This window comes from Olsenella intestinalis (genome assembly GCF_023276655.1).
In the GTDB taxonomy this organism is placed as follows: Bacteria; Actinomycetota; Coriobacteriia; order Coriobacteriales; family Atopobiaceae; genus Olsenella_J; species Olsenella_J intestinalis.
Window position 1 is genome coordinate 601,083 of sequence record NZ_JALGRK010000001.1, and the last position, 21,810, is coordinate 622,892.

General features: G+C 66.7%; 19 protein-coding genes and 1 tRNA gene. 15 read left to right on the top strand and 5 right to left on the bottom strand.

Annotation, left to right across the window (positions count from 1 at the left end):
- Positions 1 to 5: 5 nt before the first annotated feature.
- A complete protein-coding gene (locus M5D76_RS02330; RefSeq protein ID WP_248921778.1) occupies positions 6 to 1,010 on the top strand; it encodes a type I phosphomannose isomerase catalytic subunit in 1,005 nt (334 codons plus the stop codon).
- Between the two features lie 139 nt (positions 1,011 to 1,149).
- Positions 1,150 to 1,226 (top strand) — tRNA-Pro (locus tag M5D76_RS02335).
- 110 nt (positions 1,227 to 1,336) lie between these two features.
- On the opposite strand, the gene M5D76_RS02340 is transcribed toward M5D76_RS02335, so the two are convergent.
- Positions 1,337 to 2,500, bottom strand: a complete 1,164-nt coding sequence (locus M5D76_RS02340; protein ID WP_248921779.1) for a Fic family protein — start codon at positions 2,498 to 2,500, stop codon at positions 1,337 to 1,339.
- Positions 2,501 to 2,881: 381 nt separating this feature from the next.
- Between M5D76_RS02340 and M5D76_RS02345 the strand changes: the two genes are divergently transcribed.
- The 4 genes from M5D76_RS02345 to M5D76_RS02360 all read left to right on the top strand — a co-directional run bounded on the left by M5D76_RS02345 (position 2,882) and on the right by M5D76_RS02360 (position 6,396).
- Positions 2,882 to 3,361: a macro domain-containing protein gene (locus M5D76_RS02345; RefSeq protein ID WP_248921780.1), complete on the top strand. Its 480-nt coding sequence runs from the start codon at positions 2,882 to 2,884 to the stop codon at positions 3,359 to 3,361.
- An 81-nt stretch (positions 3,362 to 3,442) separates the two neighbouring features.
- Positions 3,443 to 4,312, top strand: coding sequence for an NAD(+) diphosphatase (locus tag M5D76_RS02350; RefSeq protein WP_248921781.1), 870 nt, complete (start codon positions 3,443 to 3,445; stop codon positions 4,310 to 4,312).
- Between the two features lie 185 nt (positions 4,313 to 4,497).
- Positions 4,498 to 5,457 carry a phosphatase PAP2 family protein gene (locus tag M5D76_RS02355; protein ID WP_248921782.1) on the top strand — a complete coding sequence of 320 codons (960 nt, stop codon included), beginning with the start codon at positions 4,498 to 4,500 and terminating at the stop codon, positions 5,455 to 5,457.
- 72 nt (positions 5,458 to 5,529) lie between these two features.
- Positions 5,530 to 6,396 (top strand): LOG family protein, encoded by an 867-nt coding sequence (locus M5D76_RS02360; RefSeq protein WP_248921783.1) that lies wholly within the window; start codon positions 5,530 to 5,532, stop codon positions 6,394 to 6,396.
- A 30-nt stretch (positions 6,397 to 6,426) separates the two neighbouring features.
- On the opposite strand, the gene epsC is transcribed toward M5D76_RS02360, so the two are convergent.
- From epsC to M5D76_RS02375, 3 genes are all read right to left on the bottom strand, one after another.
- A complete protein-coding gene (gene epsC / locus M5D76_RS02365) occupies positions 6,427 to 7,179 on the bottom strand; it encodes a serine O-acetyltransferase EpsC (protein WP_248921784.1) in 753 nt (250 codons plus the stop codon).
- Positions 7,176 to 8,087 (bottom strand): cysteine synthase A, encoded by a 912-nt coding sequence (gene cysK / locus M5D76_RS02370; RefSeq protein ID WP_248921785.1) that lies wholly within the window; start codon positions 8,085 to 8,087, stop codon positions 7,176 to 7,178. The genes epsC and cysK overlap by 4 nt, the downstream gene beginning before the upstream one ends.
- A 263-nt stretch (positions 8,088 to 8,350) precedes the next feature.
- A complete protein-coding gene (locus tag M5D76_RS02375) occupies positions 8,351 to 9,226 on the bottom strand; it encodes a spermidine synthase (protein ID WP_248921786.1) in 876 nt (291 codons plus the stop codon).
- Between the two features lie 168 nt (positions 9,227 to 9,394).
- On the opposite strand from M5D76_RS02375, the gene tatA reads away from it, so the two are divergent.
- From tatA to M5D76_RS02395, 4 genes are all read left to right on the top strand, one after another.
- Positions 9,395 to 9,715: a twin-arginine translocase TatA/TatE family subunit gene (tatA, locus tag M5D76_RS02380; RefSeq protein WP_248921787.1), complete on the top strand. Its 321-nt coding sequence runs from the start codon at positions 9,395 to 9,397 to the stop codon at positions 9,713 to 9,715.
- A gap of 53 nt (positions 9,716 to 9,768) precedes the next feature.
- Complete coding sequence (gene greA, locus M5D76_RS02385; protein WP_248921788.1) at positions 9,769 to 10,242, top strand: transcription elongation factor GreA; 474 nt, start codon at positions 9,769 to 9,771, stop codon at positions 10,240 to 10,242.
- 148 nt (positions 10,243 to 10,390) lie between these two features.
- Complete coding sequence (gene lysS, locus M5D76_RS02390) at positions 10,391 to 12,634, top strand: lysine--tRNA ligase (RefSeq protein WP_248921789.1); 2,244 nt, start codon at positions 10,391 to 10,393, stop codon at positions 12,632 to 12,634.
- 189 nt (positions 12,635 to 12,823) lie between these two features.
- Positions 12,824 to 14,230, top strand: a complete 1,407-nt coding sequence (locus M5D76_RS02395; protein ID WP_248921790.1) for a PTS sugar transporter subunit IIC — start codon at positions 12,824 to 12,826, stop codon at positions 14,228 to 14,230.
- Positions 14,231 to 14,276: 46 nt separating this feature from the next.
- Here the strand turns inward: M5D76_RS02395 and M5D76_RS02400 are convergent, their stop codons facing one another.
- Positions 14,277 to 14,996, bottom strand: a complete 720-nt coding sequence (locus tag M5D76_RS02400; protein ID WP_248921791.1) for a GntR family transcriptional regulator — start codon at positions 14,994 to 14,996, stop codon at positions 14,277 to 14,279.
- A gap of 210 nt (positions 14,997 to 15,206) precedes the next feature.
- Here M5D76_RS02400 and M5D76_RS02405 point away from each other — a divergent pair, with 210 nt between their 5' ends.
- The 5 genes from M5D76_RS02405 (at position 15,207) to M5D76_RS02425 (ending at position 21,716) form a co-directional block, all read left to right on the top strand.
- Positions 15,207 to 16,634, top strand: a complete 1,428-nt coding sequence (locus M5D76_RS02405) for a glycoside hydrolase family 1 protein (RefSeq protein WP_248921792.1) — start codon at positions 15,207 to 15,209, stop codon at positions 16,632 to 16,634.
- Positions 16,635 to 16,658: 24 nt separating this feature from the next.
- On the top strand, positions 16,659 to 18,140 hold the full coding sequence (locus tag M5D76_RS02410; protein ID WP_248921793.1) for a PTS sugar transporter subunit IIC: 1,482 nt from the start codon (positions 16,659 to 16,661) through the stop codon (positions 18,138 to 18,140).
- 85 nt (positions 18,141 to 18,225) lie between these two features.
- Positions 18,226 to 18,525 (top strand): PTS sugar transporter subunit IIB, encoded by a 300-nt coding sequence (locus M5D76_RS02415; protein ID WP_248921794.1) that lies wholly within the window; start codon positions 18,226 to 18,228, stop codon positions 18,523 to 18,525.
- A gap of 16 nt (positions 18,526 to 18,541) precedes the next feature.
- Positions 18,542 to 18,895 (top strand): PTS sugar transporter subunit IIA, encoded by a 354-nt coding sequence (locus tag M5D76_RS02420; protein WP_248921795.1) that lies wholly within the window; start codon positions 18,542 to 18,544, stop codon positions 18,893 to 18,895.
- 214 nt (positions 18,896 to 19,109) lie between these two features.
- Positions 19,110 to 21,716 (top strand): ATP-dependent Clp protease ATP-binding subunit, encoded by a 2,607-nt coding sequence (locus tag M5D76_RS02425; RefSeq protein ID WP_248921796.1) that lies wholly within the window; start codon positions 19,110 to 19,112, stop codon positions 21,714 to 21,716.
- The last annotated feature ends 94 nt before the right edge of the window (positions 21,717 to 21,810 follow it).

A 21,810-nucleotide genomic window follows, 5' to 3' on the forward strand; every position in this document is an offset into this window, starting at 1 on the left:
TGACCATGGCAACCCAGCACGACGGACTGCTCTTCTTCGAGCCTTGCTTCGTCCCCAAGATATGGGGCGGCCGCAAGCTTGACCGCGAGTTTGGCTACTCCATCCCCGACGGCCCCGTGGGCGAGTGCTGGGCCATCAGCGCCCATCCCAACGGCGACTGCAAGGTCGCGCGCGGCGACTTCGCAGGCCGCACCCTCTCTGAGCTCTGGTCCGATGAGCCCCAGCTCTTCGGCGGCACCGCCGGCGAGGCCCCGGCGCAGGACCGCTTCCCGCTGCTCATCAAGATCCTCGACGTGGCCGACTACCTCTCCGTCCAGGTCCACCCCGACGACGACTACGCCGCCGCCCACGAGAACGGTTCGCTCGGCAAGAGCGAGTGCTGGTACATCGCCGAGGCCGAGCCTGACGCCCGCGTCATGATCGGCCAGCACGCCCATAACCGCGACGAGTTCGCGCAGATGGTCGCCGACAAGCGCTGGGGCGAGCTGCTCCACGAGATCCCGATCAAGAAGGGCGACTTCTTCGCGATCGAGCCCGGGACCGTCCACGCCGTCAAGGGCGCGCTCATCCTCGAGACCCAGCAGTCCTCCGACGTCACCTACCGCGTCTACGACTTCGACCGCCCGCAGGCCGACGGCACCCTGCGCGAGCTCCACATGGAGCAATGCCTCGACGTGATCGACTACGACGCTCCGCTCAAGAACTCCGGCGAGGTCACGGCCCCCGAGGTCGACGGCATCACCAAGCTCATGACCTGCAAGTACTTCGAGGTCGCGCGCGTCCGCGTCCGTCCCGACGCGCCCGTCACCCTCGCACAGGACCACCCCTTCATGTGCGCCTCCGTCATCGAGGGCGAGGGCGGAACCGTCACCTCCGCGGGTTCTGACGCCTGCCGTGCCGAGAAGAGCGAACTGTCCCGCGGCAGCCACTTCCTCGCGCTGACGGGAAGCGGTGACCTTACCCTCGAGGGCGACATGGAGCTCATCGTCTCCTGGGTGCCCGAGTCCTAGCGCACCTCGCCGCGCTGCACCCGCCTGCACCTCCGTCGCGCACCCCGCCGCGCTGCGGGTGTCGTCTCTCGTGAACGGCTTTTGTCTTTTTGCAATGTCGGGGGCACGCGGCCGGAGTTCTGCTAAAGTGTCTACGCTACGGGTTGTGGCTCAGCTTGGTAGAGCGCTCGGTTCGGGACCGAGAGGTCGCTGGTTCAAATCCAGTCAACCCGACCACGATTGTTAGAAGGCCAGGGGATTCGTGCCCCTGGCCTTTCTCTTTGCCTGTCTTTTTTTGAGGCGCGACCTTAGTTTGTGTGCCTTTTCGCGCGCCCTGCCTGCTTGCATCAGAGCGGGTCGCTTCCCGTCCTGAGGATCTCGAGATAGGGCTCGTAGCAGAACGTGCGATAGCGCTTTCTCTGGGCGTCGGTCTCGCGCAGCAGGTCAAGGCTCCTGAACTCATCGATGAGGCTCGCGGCCGTGGTTCGGCTTACGCCGAGTTCGTCGCGCACCATGGCCGTCGTGACAATGGGATGCGCTTCGAGCAGCCGCAGCAGCGCGTGTCCATTGGCCGCCCCTCGCACGAGGTTCTTCTCGATGAGCTCCTCACTGTGGGCGTGCAGCTCTACGAGCGCCTGCAGCGACTGCGCTGCATCACGCGCGCTCTCCGCCAGGCAGGTGCAGAAGAACTTCACCCAGCCCTCGTAGTCGCCCTGCTCCCTGACGAGCGTCAAGCGCCGGTAGTACTCGGTGCGGTTCAGCTTGAGCTGGTAGGACGGATAGAAGATGGGGCGGGTGAGTACGCCATCATTCATGAGGGATAGGGTGACGAGAAGGCGGCCAAGCCTCCCGTTTCCGTCGAGGAACGGGTGGATCGTTTCGAACTGGTAGTGGACGAGGGCGGCCTTGATCACGGGGTCGACGTCCTCCCTGTGTATGAAGCGCTCGAGATCCGCGAGGGCCTCCCTCATGTCGTCGACGTTCGGCGGAACAAACGCCGCGTTCTGAATCGTGCATCCCGCTGGCCCTATCCAGTTCTGCGAATCTCGAATCTCGCCGGGCTGTCGCTCTGCGCCGCGGCCGGCCGCAAGCAGCTCGCGATGGACCATCCGCAAGAGCCGAACGCAAAGCGGCATCTCGTCCATCTCCTTGACTGCAAGCTCTGCGGCGCGCACGTAATTGACGACCTCGTCGACGTCCTTCGACCACGCATCCTTGGCGGCCGGGTCCAGCACGTCGTCAAACGTGCATTGCGTGCCCTCGATCTGAGAGGAGAGCAGGGCCTCCTTGCGAACGTACATCGTGAGGTACATGTCCGCATTGGGAATGAACCTCGACATGCCCTCCATCTCGCCGATCCTGCGCGCGCACAGGGCAAGCGTTGCGGTGGTCTGGCTGTCGAGCGAGAGGGGGAGAACGTCGTCAAGCCGAGAGGGACGAAACGACTGGTACTCCGCAATCCCGGGCAGGTTGGTGGTCAGGGCTCCCTGTCGCGTTCCCGTTATGCGCATGTCCCCTCCTCGGGTCGAGCGATCTCCGTCAGCGCTAATGCAAGATAAGTCGCCTCAACCTGTCATTAGCGTAATCAATTCAATTCTAACGCAACTTTAGACCCCCTAACCTGTTATTAGAGCTTTCAAAAACGCTCTAACGCAACTTTAGAACCATTAACCTGTTATTAGAGCCGTCGCCAACGCGCTAACGCAACCTTAAGCACCCTAATCCGTCACAAGGCCCCTCGCGCCCGCGTATCGTTTCGCCTCGGCCACCTGGATGCCGGCCTGAGCTGATGAGGGGGTCATGGTTTCCACCTGATTGTTTTCATGTGCCCGTTCTGGTACTACACTGCCGACGGACAGACCCTCGGATAGCGACGACCTGCTGGAGGAACCATGCCCCTTCGCATCGTGCACGGCGACATAGTTCGGACCAAGGCGGACGCCATCGTCAACGCCGCAAACGAGCACCTGCTCGCCGGCGGTGGCGTCTGCGGCGCCATCTTTCGCGCCGCTGGCGCCGCGCGCCTTCAGGCGGCGTGCGACGAGATAGGCCACTGCGACACGGGGTCGGCCGTCGCCACGCCCGCCTTCGACCTGCCGGCGCGCTACGTGATCCACGCGGTCGGTCCCGTCTGGCAGGGCGGCTCCCGTGGCGAGCGCGAGCTGCTCGCGGGCTGCTATGCCTCGTCGCTTGCGCTTGCGGCCGACCTCGGCTGCGCGTCGATAGCCTTTCCCCTCATCTCGGCGGGCATCTACGGTTACCCCAAGGACGAGGCCCTTGTCGTCGCGACCGAGACCATCGAGTCCTTCCTTGCCACGGACGCAGGTGCCGACATGGACGTCATTCTCGTCCTGTACGGCGCCGGCGCCTAGCGTGCGACACCGCCAGCCCTTGCGCGGCCAGAGCGCTAAGCTTTGGTCTGATAGCTTTTGCCTCCACCCGAAAGGCCGCGCATGATCCAGGACATCGCACCCGCCAGGCTCGCCAACGAGTACCTGCCCGACGCCACCCCCGAACTCGGCGACGTCGTCGCCTTCGTGCGCGGGCAGGAGGTCGCCGTGCGCCTCGTGGGCGACGCACCGACTGCGACCTTCGAGCTGCCCCGCGTGGGCGTCGACGTCGGCGAGGCTCTTCTCGCCGACCTTACCTACCTGTTCGAGATCGGGGGAGAGCGCGTCTGGCTTGCGCCGGACTGCGGCCGCGCCGAGGTCCCGGCCGGCTTCGAGCTCACCCACAACAGGACGCTTCGCCTCGAGCGCCGCGGCACCCATGAGCAGATGTACCTCGTCTACACGGCCGTCCACCTGGCCGGCTGGTACGCGTCCAACCGCTTCTGCGGCACGTGCGGCACCGCGCTGCGCCGCCACGACACCCTGCGCGCGATGGAGTGCCCCAGCTGCGGCGCCCTCGTGTTCCCGCGGCTCAACCCCGCCGTCATCGTGTGCGTGCGCGACCCCGAGCGCAACCGGATCGTGCTCACGCGCTACGCCGCCGGCCGCTACGCGCCGATCGACGCCCTCGTCGCGGGCTTCGTCGAGATCGGCGAGACCCTCGAGGAGTGCGTCCGCCGCGAGGTCCGCGAGGAGCTCGGCATCTCCGTCAAGAACATCGAGTACTACAAGTCGCAGCCCTGGGGCGTCGCGGGCGACGTCCTGGCCGGCTTCTGGTGCGACGTCGACGGCGACCCCACCCTGCACATGGACGCCGAGGAGCTCGGCCGCGCGGCCTGGGTCGCGCCGGAGGACATCGCCGGCCAGGGCGACGACCTCAGTCTCACCAACGAGATGATGTGCCGCTGGCGAGACGAGCACGCCGCGCGCTAGGCGCCGCCTCGGGGGAGCGCGGCCCCGCCATGCTCGCGGCCCTCCGCACGGCGACGCGAACGCGCATTCCGCGCCCAGGCTGCGGGTCAGGTGCCTGGGTTTGGCTAGAATGCAGCCATGGCCAGGGCGCGCGGCGCCCATGGGCCCCCACCATGTCACGCGGTGCTACCAACCGGAGGTATCACATGGACATCAACATTCTCCTGTGGCTGCAGGGCCTGCGCGAGGCCGCCGGCCCCGGCGTCGAGAACTTCTTTGCGACCGCCTCTGCCGCCGCCGTCAACGCGCTGTTCCTCGTCATCCCGTTCGCGATCTTCTGGTGCGTCGACAAGACGAAGGGCTCGGTAGCCATCACGTCGTTCGCGCTGGGCAACACCGTCAACCAGCTCGTGAAGAACACCGTGTGCGCCTATCGTCCCTGGGTGCGCGACTCGCGCATCGTCGCGTCGAGCAAGGCGATCGAGGGTGCGACGGGCTACTCCTTCCCGAGCGGCCACACCCTCACCGCGACCACGGCGATCGGCGCGCTCGGCTGGGCCTGGCGCAAGCTCGTCTGGCCCCTCGTCCTCACGGGCACGTTCGTGCTGGTCGTCATATTCTCCCGCCTGTTCCTAGGCTGCCACACACCGCAGGACGTCCTCGTCGGCCTTGTCGAGGGCTGCCTCATGATCGCCCTCTCGCAGGCGCTGCTCTCCTGGGCCGACGCCGCCGAGGGGCGCGACCGCATCGTGCTCGTCTGCGGCCTGGCCTTCGCTGCGGCGTTCCTCGTCTACGTGACGGTCAAGCCCTATCCCATGGACTACGCCGACGGGAAGCTGCTCGTCGACCCCATCGAGATGACGGTCGACTGCTACAAGGCCGGCGGCATCTTCGTGGGCTTCCTCGTCGGATGGTTCCTCGAGCGCCGCTTCGTGGGCTTCTCGACCGACGGCCTCGTCGCGCGCCAGCGCGTGGTCCGCGTCCTCGTGGGCGTCGTCTGCGTGCTTTTGCTGCACGTGGTCATCGGCAAGGCGCTCCAGGGCGCGCTGCCTGGCCCCTTCGCGGGCACCTTCGTTAGGTACTGCCTCACGTTCCTGGGCGGGATGTACGTGGCGCCGGCGCTCTTCTCGGCCATCGAGAGGCGAACCGCCAAGCAGGCCGCCTAGCGCACTGCCCGCTGCACCGCCTGGCGCACAACCTCGCGTCTTTGACGAATCCTCTCTGCAAAGGGGGTCACCATGCCTGATACCACGCATGACGAGAAGAGCCCGCGCGCCGCCGCCGAGGCCCGCCCGGGGCAGGGCGCCGACCTCGCCGGCGAGCCCGGCGTGCCCGCCGGCGCGAGCGCCGGCGAGGCCTCGCGCGACGGCTGGCCCGACGGCGGGACGTACCGCCGCGGCTCGGTCATCTACCGCGACTGGATGGTCCCCGAGAAGACCTCGGGCGAGCGCATGTTCGCGCCCGAGCAGGCCAACTGGCGCAGCCAGGACCCGTGGCGCGCCATGCGCATCCAGTCGGAGTTCGTCGAGGGGTTCGACGCGCTTGCGGGCCTGGGCCCGGCCGTGGCCGTGTTCGGTTCGGCGCGCACGTCGCGCGAGGACCCGCTGTACCAGCAGGGCGTGCGCATCGGCTCCCTGCTCGCTAAGGCCGGCGTCGCCACGATCACCGGCGGCGGCCCCGGCATCATGGAGGCCGCCAACCGCGGCGCCTCCGAGGAGGGTGGCGTCTCGGTCGGGCTCGGCATCGAGCTCCCGCTCGAGCAGGGCATCAACGACTTCGTCAACCTGGGCATGAGCTTCCGCTACTTCTTCGTGCGCAAGACCATGTTCCTCAAGTACTCGCAGGGCGCCATCATCTGTCCCGGCGGGCTGGGCACCCTCGACGAGGCGTTCGAGCTGCTCACGATGGCCCAGACCCACAAGATCAAGCGCACGCCGGTGGCCTTTTTCGGCTGCGACTACTGGGCCGGCCTCTTCGAGTGGCTGCGCTACACCGTGGCCGCGGCCGGAAACGTCGCGCAGATGGACGCCCACCTCGCCTTCATGACCGACGACCCCGAGGAGGCCGTGCAGGTCGCCACAGGCGAGATCGTTCGCTGGCAGTAGCGCCGCCGTGCGGCGTGCCCGCAGCCGCGCCTACAGCCCGCAGCTCCAGCGGACGTCCTCGCTGTCGAGCGACTCCGGGTCGACGCCGTAGCGCACGAGGCACGACCCGCAGAACCTTCGGTCGCGCACGACCTTGGCGGGCACGCCGGCCACGGTCACGTCGCTCGGCACGTCATGCACGACCACCGAGCCGGCCGCGACCTTCGCGTGGTCGCCGACGGAGATGTCGCCGAGCAGCGTCGCGTGCGCACCCACCATCACGCCGTTGCCGAGCGTCGGGTGGCGCTTGCCGCCGTGCTTGCCGGTCATGCCCAGCGTCGCGTTCTGGTAGATGAGGCAGTCGTCGCCGATGACGGACGTCCCGCCGATGACGACGCCAAACCCGTGGTCGATCGTGAGGCGCCGGCCGATCTGCGCGGCCGGGTGGATGTCGGCGCCCAGGCGACGGCGCATGCGCTTGGCGAGCCAGAGCGCGGTGCGGCGCCAGCCGTGCGTCCATAGCCAGTGGTGGCGGCGGTGCGCCCACACGATGTGGGTGCCGGTCGAGAAGAGCACGATGTCCGACAGGGAGCTCGCCGCGGGGTCGCGCTCGAACGCGGCTTGGGCGTCCTCGCGCATGAGCGCGAAGAGCGACATGCTGCCGCCCTCCGGCGCGGACCCGGAGTCCTCGTGCGTGCGAAGGCCGGAGTGCCTGGTCTCGCCCGTCGTCATCTCGCCTCCCTCTCCGTCGAAGTCGTCGTCGGCCGCGTTGCCGAGCGGCCGCTCGGCCGCGAGCGTCGTCATGCCCTCACCGAGAGGTAGCGTTCGCCGGTGTCGGGCAGGATGCACACGATGGTCTTGCCCGCGTTCTCGGCGCGGCCGGCAAGCTCCACGGCGGCGCTCGCGGCAGCGCCCGACGAGATGCCCACGAGCAGGCCGAGCTCGCTCGCGAGGCGGTCCTTCATCTGGAAGGCGTCCTCGGTCTCGACGGGCATGACCTCGTCGACGACCGAGGCGTCATAGGTCTTCGGCACGAAGCCGGCTCCGATGCCCTGAATGCCGTGGGCCCCGGGCGCCCCTCCCGAGAGCACGGGAGACTCCGCGGGCTCGACGGCCGCGGCGAGAACGGCCGGGCTCTTCTCCTTGAGGAAGCGCGCCGCGCCCGAGATGGTGCCGCCGGTGCCGACGCCCGCGACCAGGATGTCGACGTCGCCGTCGGTGTCGGCCCAGATCTCGGGGCCGGTGGTCTCGTAGTGCGCCTGCGGGTTGGCGGGGTTGGTGAACTGGCCGGCCACGATCGAGCCGGGCGTCTCGTGGCACAGCTCCTCGGCGCGCTCGACGGCGCCGGACATGCCCTTGTCGCCGGGCGTGAGCACGATCTTCGCGCCGTAGGCAGCCGCGAGGCGGCGGCGCTCGACCGACATCGTCTCGGGCATCACGAGGGTCATCTTGTAGCCGCGCGCCGCGCAGAGCATCGCGAGGCCCACGCCGGTGTTGCCGCTCGTGGGCTCGATCACGGTGCCGCCGGGGCGCAGGCTTCCGTTGCGCTCGGCGGCGTCGAGCATGGCGCGCGCGATGCGGTCCTTGGCCGAGCCGCCGGGGTTGGCGCTCTCGCACTTGCCCAGGATGGTGGCGGCGCCTCCCGCGAGCGCGGACAGGTCGACGAGCGGCGTGGACCCAATGAGGTCCTCGATCTTGCTGGATGCGTGCATGGTTCCTCCCTCGGTGCGACGGCCGCACCCCCGTGCGGGCCCCGTCGCTGACATAGTAAAGAGAGTGCCACGTCAAAACCTACCTTGCAAGTAGGATTTTACAGCCCCGTCTCATGGGGCGGGCGAGAGGAGCCACGGCCTGGGGCGCGGCCCGTGGCGCCGGGCTCGGACAGCGCGCCTGTGGCGCGAACTCGCCCGGCACCACGGGCGCGCGCCTCGGGAGGCGCCCCTCCACCCCGCGGCGCGTCCGTCCTCCCCGCCGGCTAGTCGAGCGCGTACTCTGCCGCGATGTCGAGTTTCGCGTTGCTGGCGACGAGCACGTTGTCGCCCGTGGTGGTGGGCTCCTCCGGGCACTCCGGGATGAGGTAGACGTGGGCGAAGGCCGACTTGCAGGCTGCCACGGACTCGTCGAGCACCTGGGTGTCCGGCCCCTCGAGGGGGCTGATCACGTTGGCGAGGTAGACGCCGCGCTCGGTGAGGTGCGCCGCCACGGCGGCCGCGCCCTCGTCGGTCTTGAGGGGGCCGAGCGGGCGCTTTCCGCCGAAGGCGTCGTTCACGATGACGTCGAAGCGCTTCTCGCTCGAGGCGAGGAAGCCCCAACCGTCGTCGCAGGCAAGGTCGAGGCGGCCGCCGAAGCGCTCGAGGGCCTCGTCGAGGAAGAAGCGCTCGCGCGCGATCTTGGTGACCTTGGGGTCGATCTCGACGACGGTGGTCGAGACATCCGCTGCGTTCGCGGCGAGCCACTTGGGGAACGAGTAGCCGCCACCGCCGATGACGAGCGCCTGGCGCGCGGCGGCGGGGGAGGGCGTGTTCTTCTCGGCGGCGTCTTTGGCGGGGTCCTCGGCGTCGAAGAGGTCGCGCTGGATGTCGACGATCTGCGCGAAGTACTGGTGGTAGATGCAGGCGAGGTCCCAGCGGCGCGCGGGCTCGACGTAGCAGACGGACTGGAACTTGCCGTTGACGTTCAGCAGGCGGATGGGGGTGCCGTCGTCGTCCGTCGAGTCGAAGACGAGGGCGGGGCCGAACTTGGTCCTGGGGTAGATGATGACGCCGCGCGCACGGAGCACGAGGACGACCACGAGGAGGCAGAGGTCGACCGTGAGGGCGATGGCGATGAGGACGATGAGGGCTGTGGGCATGCGGATGGTCCTTTGTCGGGCGGCCCGGCGGCTGCGGCGCGAGGCGCTGGTCGTAGAGATTGTGAGTTATCGGGCGTCTCGGCTATACTACCGTTGCCGCATCGTCCAAGATAGGGCGTTATGGACTAACCAGACTTAGTAACCGACTTGCAGTTGGAGGCTTTCACAATGATTCTTGGCCTTGGACCCCTCGAGATCGTCATCATCCTCGTCATCGTTCTGCTCATCTTCGGGCCGAAGAACCTCCCGAAGCTCGGCAGCTCCCTTGGCAAGACCGTCAAGAACGTCCGCGAGGGCATGGAGGGCGACGAGGCGAAGGACGTCAAGGAGCCCGAGGCCGAGGCCGAGGACGTCGAGACCGTCGCCGACGAGGACGACGCTGACGCCGACGCCGACGAGGCCCCGGCCGTCTTCTGCAGCAAGTGCGGCGCCAAGAACGAGGCCGACGCCGACTTCTGCACCAAGTGCGGCGCCAAGCTCGCCGAGTAGCTCTTCTCGGCACCGAGCCGACCACGTTTCACCACCAAGAGAAAGCGCATCTTATGGCTAACAAGGAAATCATCCTCACTCCCGAGGGCCGTCAGAAGCTCGTCGAGGAGCTCGAGTACCGCGAGGGCGAGAAGCACGACGAGATCGTCGAGCGCATCAAGGAGGCCCGCGGCTTTGGCGACCTCTCGGAGAACGCCGAGTATGATGCCGCCAAGGAGGAGCAGTCGCAGAACGAGTCTCGCGTGAACGAGATCCGCCAGATCCTCGCGACCGCCAAGGTCGTCGAGGCTTCCGACGACGCCCACATCTCCGTCTCGATCGGCACCACCGTCGAGGTCGAGGACAAGAAGGGCAAGACGTCCTTCACGATCGTCGGCACGACCGAGACCGACTCGATCAACCACCGCATCTCCAACGAGTCGCCGCTGGGCTCCGCCCTCATCGGCCACGTGGTGGGCGACAAGGTCGAGTACATGACCCCCATGGGCAAGAAGCGCTCCTACAAGATCACCAACATCAGCCGCTAGTTGCCCTGATTTCGCAATGCGGCGCCCTGCGTCCACGGTCTTTCCGTGGGCACAGGGCGCTTTTGCGTTTGCGGGGCTATGATTAGCCCCGTGACTTTTCAAACAAGCATCCGCCGCGCGAGCGGCCCAGCCACAAGAAGGAGGAGCGATGGCCGACCAGCCCAAGGCATCGGAAGTCAACATCAACGATGAGCGTGAGGTGCGTCGCGCCAAGCGCCAGTCGCTGATCGACGCGGGCGTCAACCCCTATCCCGTCAAGAGCAAGGTGACCGCGCACGCCGCCGAGATCGACGAGCGCTACGCCGGGCTCGCCGACGGCGAGGACACCGAGGACGTCTACTCGCTCGCCGGTCGCGTTCGCGCCCTGCGCAAGCAGGGAAAGCTCGTCTTCATCCAGCTCGAGGACGTCACGGGCCAGCTCCAGCTCTTCTGCCGCGTGAACGACATGGAGGAGGACAGCTGGGCTCTTCTCGGCCAGCTTGACCTCGGCGACATCATCCAGGCGGAGGGTCCCGTCGTGCGCACGAAGCGCGGCCAGCTCTCGCTCGCGCCCCGCACGGTGAGCCTGCTGTCGAAGTCGGTGCGCCCGCTGCCCGAGAAGTTCCACGGCCTGACCGACCGCGAGGTGCGCTATCGCCAGCGCTACCTCGACCTCATCATGAACCCCGAGGTGCGCGACGTCTTCCGCAAGCGCAGCCAGATCGTGTCGCTGATCCGCCGCTACATGGAGTCGGACGGCTACATCGAGGTCGAGACGCCGATGATGCACGCCATCCTGGGCGGCGCCAACGCGAAGCCGTTCGTCACGCACTTCAACGCGCTCGACCGCGACTTCTTCCTGCGCATCGCCACGGAGCTTCCGCTCAAGCGCCTGATGGTCGGCGGCATGGAGCGCGTCTTCGAGATCGGCCGCCAGTTCCGCAACGAGGGCATGGACCTCACGCACAACCCCGAGTTCACCTCGATGGAGGCCTACTGCGCCTACTCCGACCTCGACGGCATGAAGGAGCTCACCGAGGGCCTCTTCAAGATGATCGCCCGCGAGGCCTGCGGCTGCGAGGAGGGCCGCGAGGTCATCACCTACCAGGGCCAGGAGGTCGACATGAGCGGCACCTGGCGCTCGGTGCCGCTGTCCGAGGTCGCCTCTGAGGTCGTGGGCGAGCACATCGACATGGACACGCCCATCGAGCACCTGCGCGAGCTCTGCGAGGCCCACGACATCGAGTGGGAGGAGAGCTGGGGCGCCGGCAAGCTCCTGTTCGAGATCTACGACGAGCTGGGTGAGGCCACGCTGGTCAACCCGACCTTCGTCTGCGACTACCCCGAGGAGGTCAGCCCGCTCTCGAAGCGCAAGGACGACGACCCGCGCCTGACCGACCGCTTCGAGCTCGTCATCTGCGGCCACGAGTACGCCAACGCGTTCTCCGAGCTGAACGACCCCGTCGACCAGGCCGGCCGCTTCGCCGAGCAGGTCGCGGCCAAGGACTTCGGCGACGACGAGGCCATGGGCTACGACTACGACTACGTGCGCGCCCTCGAGTACGGCATGCCTCCCGCGGGCGGCGTGGGCTACGGCATCGACCGCATGGTGATGCTCTTCTGCGACCAGCCCGCCATTCGCGACGTGCTGCTCTTCCCGCAGATGAAGCCCGAGACCGTCACCAAGGCCGACATCGCCGCCCAGGTTGCCGGCGCCAAGACCGACAACGCCGCGGCCGACCTCGACACGCTCTTCTCGGACGCCGAGACCGGCGCGAGCGCGCTTGCGGGTGCAACCCGCGACACGCGCCTTGAGGCGGGGATCTCGCGAGACGAGGCCCATGCCCTTCTCGTTAAGTACAACGAGGACCCCTTCCACGTGAGCCACGCCGAGACCCTCGAGGGCCTCATGCGCCACTTCGCCGAGAAGCACGACCCCGAGAACGTCGAGTTCTGGGGCATCGTCGGCCTACTGCACGACCTTGACTGGGAGAAGTGGCAGGACGATTCGCTGCACACCGTGAAGACCGCCGAGATCCTCGCGGAGGCCGGCGCCAACCCCGAGCTCGCCAAGTCGATCCAGACGCACAACAGCGACCTCAACCAGGAGCTGCCCGAGCCCACGCTCAAGATGGAGAAGGTGCTCTGGGCGTGCGACGAGCTCTCCGGCCTGATCCAGGCCGCCGCCCGCATGCGCCCCTCCGGCAGCGTCTGCGACATGCCGCTCAAGTCGCTCAAGAAGAAGTTCAAGGATAAGCGCTTCGCCGCGGGCTGCGACCGCGACTACATCCGCAAGGGCGCTGAGCTCAATGGGCTCGAGCTCGACGAGATGATGGGCTCGGTCCTCGAGGCCATGAAGGCCATCGCGCCGGTCGGCGACATCTACGTCAAGGACGAGGCCGACGGCGAGTAGCGCGTCTGGCGACATCGATTGGACCTGCGAGGGGTGAGGGGAGCGCGGCTTCCCTCACCCCTTTGGTTTTCGGTGGACGATGCGTGCGGGCCCCATTCGGACCGCAAGGCCTGGACATCCGACCAGCAGCCCTCCGGGCGCCGCGCCAGGGGATCTGTGGGGCATACAATGCAACGGAGGGAGGTCGGCATGGCGGAGACTGGCAAGGGCAAGAGGTTCCTCGACAGGTTCGCCGAGGTCTCGGCGAAGGTGGGCAACCAGATTCACATGAGGACGCTGCGAGACGCGTTCGCGACCATCACGCCGCTCTACATCCTGGCGGGACTTGCCGTCCTCGTCAGCCAGGTGGTCATGCCGCTCGTGCTGTCGGGTGACGCGCTCACGACGGCTCAGGTCTGGGGCAGCGCCATTACCCTCGGCACGCTCAACTTCACGGCCGTCATTCTGGCAGGCGTCCTGGGATACTGCCTTGCGGCCAACAAGAGGTTCGACAACGCGATCGCCTGCGTCATCGTCGGCATCTCCGCGTTCGTCGTCATGATGCCGCAGACCATCGTCGCCACCGTCGGCAACGCCGTGTATGCCACGAGCGCGACCGACAAGACCGCAGCGGCGTTGAGCTACCCCATCGAGTCGCTCTCCGGCTCGCTTGGCGCCCCGTCGGGCTACGCCCTGACCGGCGTCGACGCGACCGGCGCCTTCGACGTCACGCACACGGGCGCCAACGGACTGTTCGGGGCGATTGTCGTCGCCCTGCTTGCGGTCAGCCTCTTCATCAAGCTGTCGAGTTTCGAGAGGCTGAAGGTCGACCTCGGCGAGGGCGTTCCTCCCGCGGTCGCCGACTCCTTCAACGTCATGTTCCCGATGCTGCTTTCGCTTGCGACCTTTGGCCTTGCCGCTGCCGTCCTCGCGGCCTTCGGCACAGACCTCCTGACCCTGATCTCCGCCCTTATCACGGCGCCGCTCAAGGACCTCATGAACGCCGGCCCCTGGGCCGTCATCGTGATCTACACCTTGGCGAACCTCCTGTTCTGCCTCGGCATCCACCAGGCCACGATCTCGGGCGTGCTTGCCGAGCCGATCCTCACCATGCTGATCATCGACAACATGGCGACCTTCGCCTCGGCGCAGCCCATCCCGCAGGACCACTACATGAACATGCAGATCATCAACACGTTCGCCCTCATCGGAGGCTCCGGCTGCACGCTCGCGCTCCTGCTCGACACGTTCCTGTTCTCAAAGAGCAAGTCGTCACGGGAGATTGCCGTGCTCTCCATACTGCCCGGCGCCTTCAACATCAACGAGCCCGTCATCTACGGCTACCCCGTCGTCTTCAACCTGCCGCTCATGATTCCGTTCGTCATCGTGCCCGACCTTCTGATCGCCGCGACCTATGGGCTCACCTGCGCCGGCGTCATCGCGCCATGCGTGGTCCAGGTCCACTGGACCACGCCTCCCGTGCTGAGCGGGCTTCTCGCCACCGCCGGCGACTGGCGCGCGGCTGTCTGGCAGGTCATTGAGATAGCAATCGCCATGGCCATCTACCTGCCATTCATCAAGGTGTCCGAGGCACAGTCGAGATCGGATGAGGCCTAACGGGAGACGTGGTGTCGGTTGGCGCCCCGGCGCCGGGGCGCCCTGCCTAGTTGTGAGTCGAGATGGAGCAGAACTCGTAGTCGTTGGCGTGGCGCGCCACGGACCACTCGAAGGGGACCCCGTCGTCGAGGAAGCCGACCTGCTTCACCTCGAGCAGCGGCTGCGACGGGTCGACGCCCAGCCACGTGGCCTCGTCGTCGGTCGGCAGGACCGCCTTGATGACGCGGTGTGCGCTCCCGATCTTGAGGCCGAGCTCGCCCTCCAGGTAGCCATAGATGGAGGTCTCGACGTTTCTCTCGCGAAGGTCGGGAACGAGCTTGATGGGCATGTAGGTGTACTCGACGACATGGGGGACGCCGTCGACGAGTCGCGTCCTGACGATGTGGTAGGCGAACTCGTCGCTGTCCATGCCGAGCATCTCCGCGACCCCGGCCTCTGGGCGCACGACTGAGAAGTCATGAACCACTGACGTGACCTCATGCCCCTGGTGCTCCGCGCAGAAGCCGGCCATCTGGGAGGACATGTCCCAGCCCGCGGGCGACTTCGCCTCGGCGACGGTCGTTCGCTTCACGTAGGTGCCCGATCCGCGCCTGCGCGCGATGAGGCCCTGTGCGACGAGCTCGTCCATGGCCTTCTTCACGGTGATTTTGCTGACTTGGTACTCGTCGCAGAGCTCAGGCGTCGTGGGCAGCTGGTCGTTGGGGGCGTAGGTCCCTCCAACGATCTTCTCCCTGATGTCGTCTGCGACGGATTCGTATTTGAGCATGAGACACCCTTCTATCTGGCTCATTGTATCAATAACCCCCTTTTGGCCTATGTGCAATCACGCTTGGCGAGAAATAGAAAATATCCCTTGACTCTAAACAAAGAATTCTTAAAGTATCTTTTGGACATGAACCATTACGAGAAAAGACATGTCTAATATTGATTCGAACAAAGATGCTGCCGAGAGGATCGAGAGGAGATCGCGTTGCAGATGAGCAAGCTTCCCACAGACTTTTTCTTTGGTGCCGCCATGTCGGGCCCTCAGACCGAGGGTGCCTGGCGTCGCTTCGGAAAGGTCGACAATCTGTGGGATACCTGGTCCAACGAGAGGATCGAGGACTTCCACAACCGGGTGGGGTCGTATGCGGGCAACGACTTCACCGACCGTCACAACGAGGACTTCGCCATCCTTCGCGACCTCGGCCTGACCTCGTGGCGCACCTCGATCCAGTGGTCGCGCCTCATGGACGCTGACGGGCGTGTCAACCCCGAGGGTGCGGCCTACTACCACGAGCTCTTCGCGGACGCCAAGAAGGCCGGCCTTGAGACCTTCGTGTGCCTGTACCACTTCGACATGCCGACCTACCTCTTCCGTCGCGGCGGCTGGGACAGCCGCGAGGTCGTCGAGGCCTATGGCAACTACGCCCGCGCGGCCCTCGAGGAGTTCGGCGGCGAAATCAAGTACTGGTTCACGTTCAACGAGCCGGTCGTGGAGCCCCAGAACCGCTACACCTTCGGTGCCTGGTATCCCTTCCACCACGACTTCGCCGAGGCCAGGCGCGTGCAGTACGGCATCTCCCTGGCGCACTGCCTCGGCGTGGCGGCGTTTCGCGACCTCCAGGCCGCGGGCACGGTTCGCCCTGACGCCAAGATCGGCCTCATCAACTGCTTCACGCCGCCCTACACCCGCGAGAATCCCAGCGAGGCCGACCTCGAGGCCGTCCGCATGACCGACGGCATCGACAACCGCTGGTGGCTCGACCTCGTGACCAAGGGGACGCTCCCGCAGGACGTCATGGCGACGCTTGCCGAGCGCGGCGTCGACGTCCCCGTCCGCCCGGGCGACGAGCAGATCCTCGCCCAGGGCCGCGTCGACTGGCTTGGGTTCAACTACTACCACCCGGCGCGCGTCCAGGCGCCGTCCTCCGACACGGACGAGTACGGCAACCCCGTCTTCGCGAGCGAGTACGTCTGGCCCGACGCCGTGATGAACGAGTCGCGCGGCTGGGAGATCTACCCCAAGGGAATCTACGACTTCGCGATGACCATGAAGCGCGACTACCCGGACCTCGAGTGGTACGTGTCCGAGAACGGCATCGGCATCGAGGGGGAGGACTCCTCCAAGGACGCGTCCGGCGCCATTCAGGACGACTACCGGATCGACTTCGTCGGCCAGCACCTGCAGTGGATCGCCAAGGCGATCGAGGACGGCGCAAAGTGCCGCGGCTACCACTACTGGGCCGTCATCGACAACTGGTCCTGGAATAACGCCTTCAAGAACCGCTACGGGTTCGTCGAGGTGAACCTCTCCGACAACTACAGCCGCCACCTCAAGAAGTCCGCCTCGTGGCTTCGCGAGGTCGCGACGACCCATGAGATTGCCCCTCATTCCGAGGGTTTTGTTTCTGAGTCTGCCTAAAATACTCACGAAAGGAGAACAAGCATGGCAGAGGGAAGTAAGGGACAGGCGTTCCTGGACAGGTTCGCCGAGGTCTCGGCAAGGATCGGAAACCAGATTCATCTGAGGACCCTGCGTGATGCGTTCGCGACCATCATGCCGCTCTACATTCTTGCGGGCCTCGCGGTGCTGGTGAGCCAGGTGGTCATGCCCATGGTGCTCACCGGTGACGCGCTCACTTCCGCGCAGGTCTGGGGTGCGGCGATCAGCCTCGGCACCCTCAACTTCGCGGCAATCATCCTGGCCGGCGTGCTCGGCTATTGCTTCGCCGTCAACAAGCGCTTCGAGAACGCCATCGCCTGCGTCGTCGTCGGCATCTCCGCGTTCGTCATCATGATGCCGCAGACCATCGTCGCGACCGTCGGCAACGCCGTCTATGCGACGAGCGCCTCCGACAAGACCGCGGCGACCGTGAGCTACGCGGTCGACTCCTTTGCGGGCTCCCTCAACATGCCGGACGGCTATGCCCTGACCGGCGTCGACGCGACGGGCGCCTTCGCCGCGACCAACACGGGCGCCAACGGCCTGTTCGGCGCGATCATCATCGCCCTGCTCGCCGCCACGCTCTTCATCAAGCTGTCGAGCCTCGACAAGCTGAAGGTCAACCTCGGCGAGGGCGTGCCTCCCGCGGTCGCCGACTCCTTCAACGTCATGATCCCGATGCTGCTCACGCTCGCCGTCTTCGGCCTCGGCGCCGCCGTCCTCGCGGCTCTCGGTACCGACCTTCTGACCCTCATCGCGACGGGCATCGCCGCGCCGCTCAAGGGCCTCATGAACGCGGGCCCCTGGGCCGTCATCGTGATCTACACCTTCGCGAACCTCCTGTTTTGCCTCGGCATCCACCAGTCCACGATCTCGGGCGTCCTCGCCGAGCCGATCCTCACCATGCTGATCATCGACAACATGGCGACCTTCGCCTCCGGTCAGCCCGTCCCGCAGGACCACTACATGAACATGCAGATCATCAACTCCTTCGCCCTCATCGGAGGCTCCGGCTGCACGCTCGCGCTCCTGCTCGACACCTTCCTCTTCTCCAAGAGCAAGTCCTCCAAGGAGGTCGCCAAGCTCGCCATCCTGCCGGGCCTCTTCAACATCAACGAGCCGGTCATCTACGGCTATCCCGTCGTCTTCAACCTGCCCCTCATGATCCCGTTCGTCCTCGTCCCCGACCTTCTGATCGCCGCGACCTACGGCCTCACCTGCGCCGGCCTCATCGCCCCCTGCGTCGTCCAGGTGCCCTGGACCACGCCTCCCGTGCTGAGCGCCCTGCTCGCCACCGCCGGCGACTGGCGCGCGGGCGTCTGGCAGGTCATCGAGATCGCGGGCGCCATGGCCATCTACCTGCCCTTCATCAAGGTCTCCGAGCGCGCTGCCAGGAAGCAGATGGAGCTCGGCGAGAAGGGCTCCAAGGCCGCTGACGTCCACACCCTCGACAAGACCTCCAAGGGCTCCGTCAAGGCTGCCTAACCTCCTCACGCGCCCGGCCTTCGGGCCGGGCGCGCCCCCGTCCGCCACGACCGCACGACTTCGAACTCTTGCGAAAGGACCCGAAATGAACATTCTGCTCGCCTGCAACGCCGGCATGTCCACCAGCCTGCTTGTCCAGAAGATGCGCCAGGAGGCCGAGGCCCAGGGCCTCGACGCCACCATCGAGGCCAAGCCGCTCAACAAGGCGCTCGAGTCGGTCGCCGACTTCGACATCCTCATGCTGGGGCCCCAGATCTCCTACGCGAAGGCCGAGGCCGAGCAGTTCGCCGACGGCAAGCCCGTCCTCGTCATCCCGATGTCCGACTACGGCCGCATGAACGCCAAGGGCATCATCGCCGAGGCCGTCGCGGCCCTCGAGGCCTAGCGGGGAGGTGAGTCGCATGACCGAGAAGAGCGAGCAGCCGCAGCCCGAGGAGGGCATGGGTGCGATGGAGGAGGCGTGCTTCCAGATCATCGCCTCCGTCGGCACCGCAAAGTCCCTGTTCATCGAGGCCATCGGCCAGGCCAAGGCCGGCAAGTTCGATGAGGCCCGCGCCAGCATCGAGGAGGGCGACAAGATCTTCGTCGAGGGACACGGCGTGCACCTGTCGCTCCTGCAGCAGGACGCCGCCGGCGTGGGGAGCACCAACGTGCCGCTTCTGCTGGTCCACTCCGAGGACCAGCTCATGCAGGCCGAGACCTTCCGCATCCTCGCGAACGAGTTCATCGACCTCTACGAGAAGGTCCTGGGCTAGCGCCCCACAAGCACGTACCGACCTCGGGCCCCGGCGCACTCGCTGCGTCGGGGTCTGCTCTTCTCGGCCGCCGAGCGCCCGGGGGTGCACGGTTCCTCCACCTCTCGGCGCAATCTTTCCCGTCCTTGTTTCAATTGACCCGAGTGGGGTACACAATTGGAGTGCAACCGAGGGCCGCCCCTGGCGGCGGCCAGTGATTTGGGAAGGATGGGCCATGTTCGAGAAGTTCACCGACAAAGCCCGCAAGGTCATGAGCCTCGCGACGGAGGAGGCGCGCGCCCAGGGCAAGATGTACGTGGGCACCGAGCACCTCCTGCTCGCGCTCATCAAGGAGGGCGAGGGCGTCGCCGCCCAGGCGCTCTCCAAGCTCGACGTCACCTACGACGAGGTGATCGCCACCATCAAGGAGATCTCCACCGATGAGGCGGAGCCTCCCTCGGGCGGGCACATCCCGTACACGCCGCGCGCCAAGCGCGTGCTCGAGGACGCCTACCGCGAGATGATGGCCCGCGGCCAGTCCTACATCGCGACCGAGCACCTGCTGCTCGGCGTCGTCGCCGAGGGCGACGGCCGCGCGATGACGGCGCTCGGCCGCATGGGCGTCTCCGGCGACGCGGTCCGCAACGCCGTGGACGAGCTCCTCGAGAAGGACGGCACCAACGACACCTCGCACGTCGGCTCCGACGTGGGCTTCGGCCCGCAGTTCATGGGCGCCGGCATGCCCGGCCAGTCGTCCGGCCCCGGCGAGGGCTCGATGCTCGAGCAGTTCGGCCGCAACCTCACCAAGCTCGCCGCCGACGGCAAGCTCGACCCCGTCATCGGGCGCGACCGCGAGGTCGAGCGCGTGATGCAGGTGCTCGCGCGCCGCCAGAAGAACAACCCGCTCATCCTCGGCGACCCGGGCGTGGGCAAGACGGCCATCGTCGAGGGGCTCGCGCAGCTCGTCGCCGGCGGCAACGTCCCCGACATCCTGCGCTCCAAGCAGCTCTGGACCCTCGACATCGCCTCGCTCGTCGCCGGCTCGAAGTATCGCGGCGAGTTCGAGGAGCGCATGAAGAAGGTCATCGCCGAGGTGATGGACGACGAGGACATCATCCTGTTCATCGACGAGATCCACACCATCATCGGCGCCGGCTCCGCCGAGGGCTCCATCGACGCCGCCTCGATCCTCAAGCCGCCGCTGTCCCGCGGCGAGATCCAGGTCATCGGCGCCACCACCGCCGAGGAGTACCGCAAGCACATCGAGAAGGACTCCGCCCTCGAGAGGCGCTTCCAGCCGGTCTACATCGGCGAGCCCACCCCCGAGGACACCCTCGAGATCCTCCACGGCCTGCAGGCCGCCTACGAGGCGCACCACCACGTGCGCTACACCGAGGAGGCCCTCGCCGCCTCGGTCACGCTCTCGAACCGCTACGTGCAGGACCGCTTCCTGCCCGACAAGGCGATCGACGTGATCGACGAGGCCGGTGCGCGCACCCGCGTCCACAAGATGAGCCTTCCGCCCGAGCTCGCCCAGGTCGACGAGGAGCTGCGTCGCATCTCCGACGAGAAGACCAAGGCAGCCGACGCCCAGGAGTTCGAGGAGGCCGCGCGCCTGCGCGACCGCGAGAAGGAGCTCGCGGCCAAGCGCGACGAGCTCGAGAAGGCGTGGCGTGAGAAGCAGGACGCCAACTACGTCGTCGTCGACGAGTCCAACATCGCCGACGTCGTCTCCGACATCACGGGCGTGCCCGTCTCCAACCTTACCGAGGCCGAGGCGTCCAAGCTCCTGCGCTGCGAGGACGCGCTCCACCAGCGAGTCGTCGGGCAGGACGAGGCCGTCACCAAGGTGGCCAAGGCCATCCGCCGCAGCCGCTCCCCGCTCAAGGACCCGCGCCGTCCCGGCGGCTCGTTCATCTTCCTGGGCCCCTCGGGCGTGGGCAAGACCGAGCTCGCCAAGTCGCTCGCCGAGTTCCTCTTCGGCAGCGAGGACGCGCTCATCTCCTTCGACATGTCCGAGTTCATGGAGAAGCACACCGTCTCCAAGCTCATCGGTGCGCCTCCCGGGTACGTCGGCTACGACGAGGGTGGCGAGCTGACCAAGGCCGTGCGCCGTCGTCCGTACTCGGTGGTTCTGTTCGACGAGATCGAGAAGGCCCACCCCGACGTGTTCAACGTGCTTTTGCAGATCCTCGACGAGGGTCGCCTGAGCGACGGCCAGGGTCGCGTGGTCGACTTCTCCAACACGGTCATCATCATGACGTCGAACATCGGCGCGCGCGAGATCGCACAGACGGCGCCCATGGGCTTCAGCTCCCAGGGCAATGGTGGCCTCTCCGACAAGGAGATCCGCAGCCGCGTCGAGAGCGAGCTCAAGAAGCTCTTCCGCCCGGAGTTCCTCAACCGCGTCGACGAGATCGTCGTCTTCAAGTCGCTCACGTCCGAGCAGCTGCGCGGCATCGTCGACCTCATGGTGCGCGAGCTTCGCAACCGCCTCATCGCGCAGGGCATGTCGATCGATTTGACCGATGCCGCCCGCGACTTCATCGCGAAGGAGGGCACCGACCCCATCTTCGGCGCCCGCCCGCTGCGCCGCGCGATCCAGACGCTCATCGAGGACCCGCTCTCAGAGGAGCTCCTCATGGGCAAGTGGGGCGCCGGCTCCATCATCTCCGTCGATTCCGACGGCGAGAAGATCGTGTTCTCCAAGGGTGAGGGCGAGATCCCGGCCCTGGAGGAGCGCGTCCATATGGAGCTCCCGCGCGCCCGCGAGCGCTGGTCGAGCGAGCCCAGCCGCCCCACGCGCACCTCGTCGGGTGACAGCGCAAGTTCTGCGGACTAGTGCGCCCGGCGCCAATGTGCGACCGGAGCCGTCATATACTGTAGGGGAATGTCACGCTGGCCCGCATTGCGGGCCAGCTTCAATACGGAGGTGA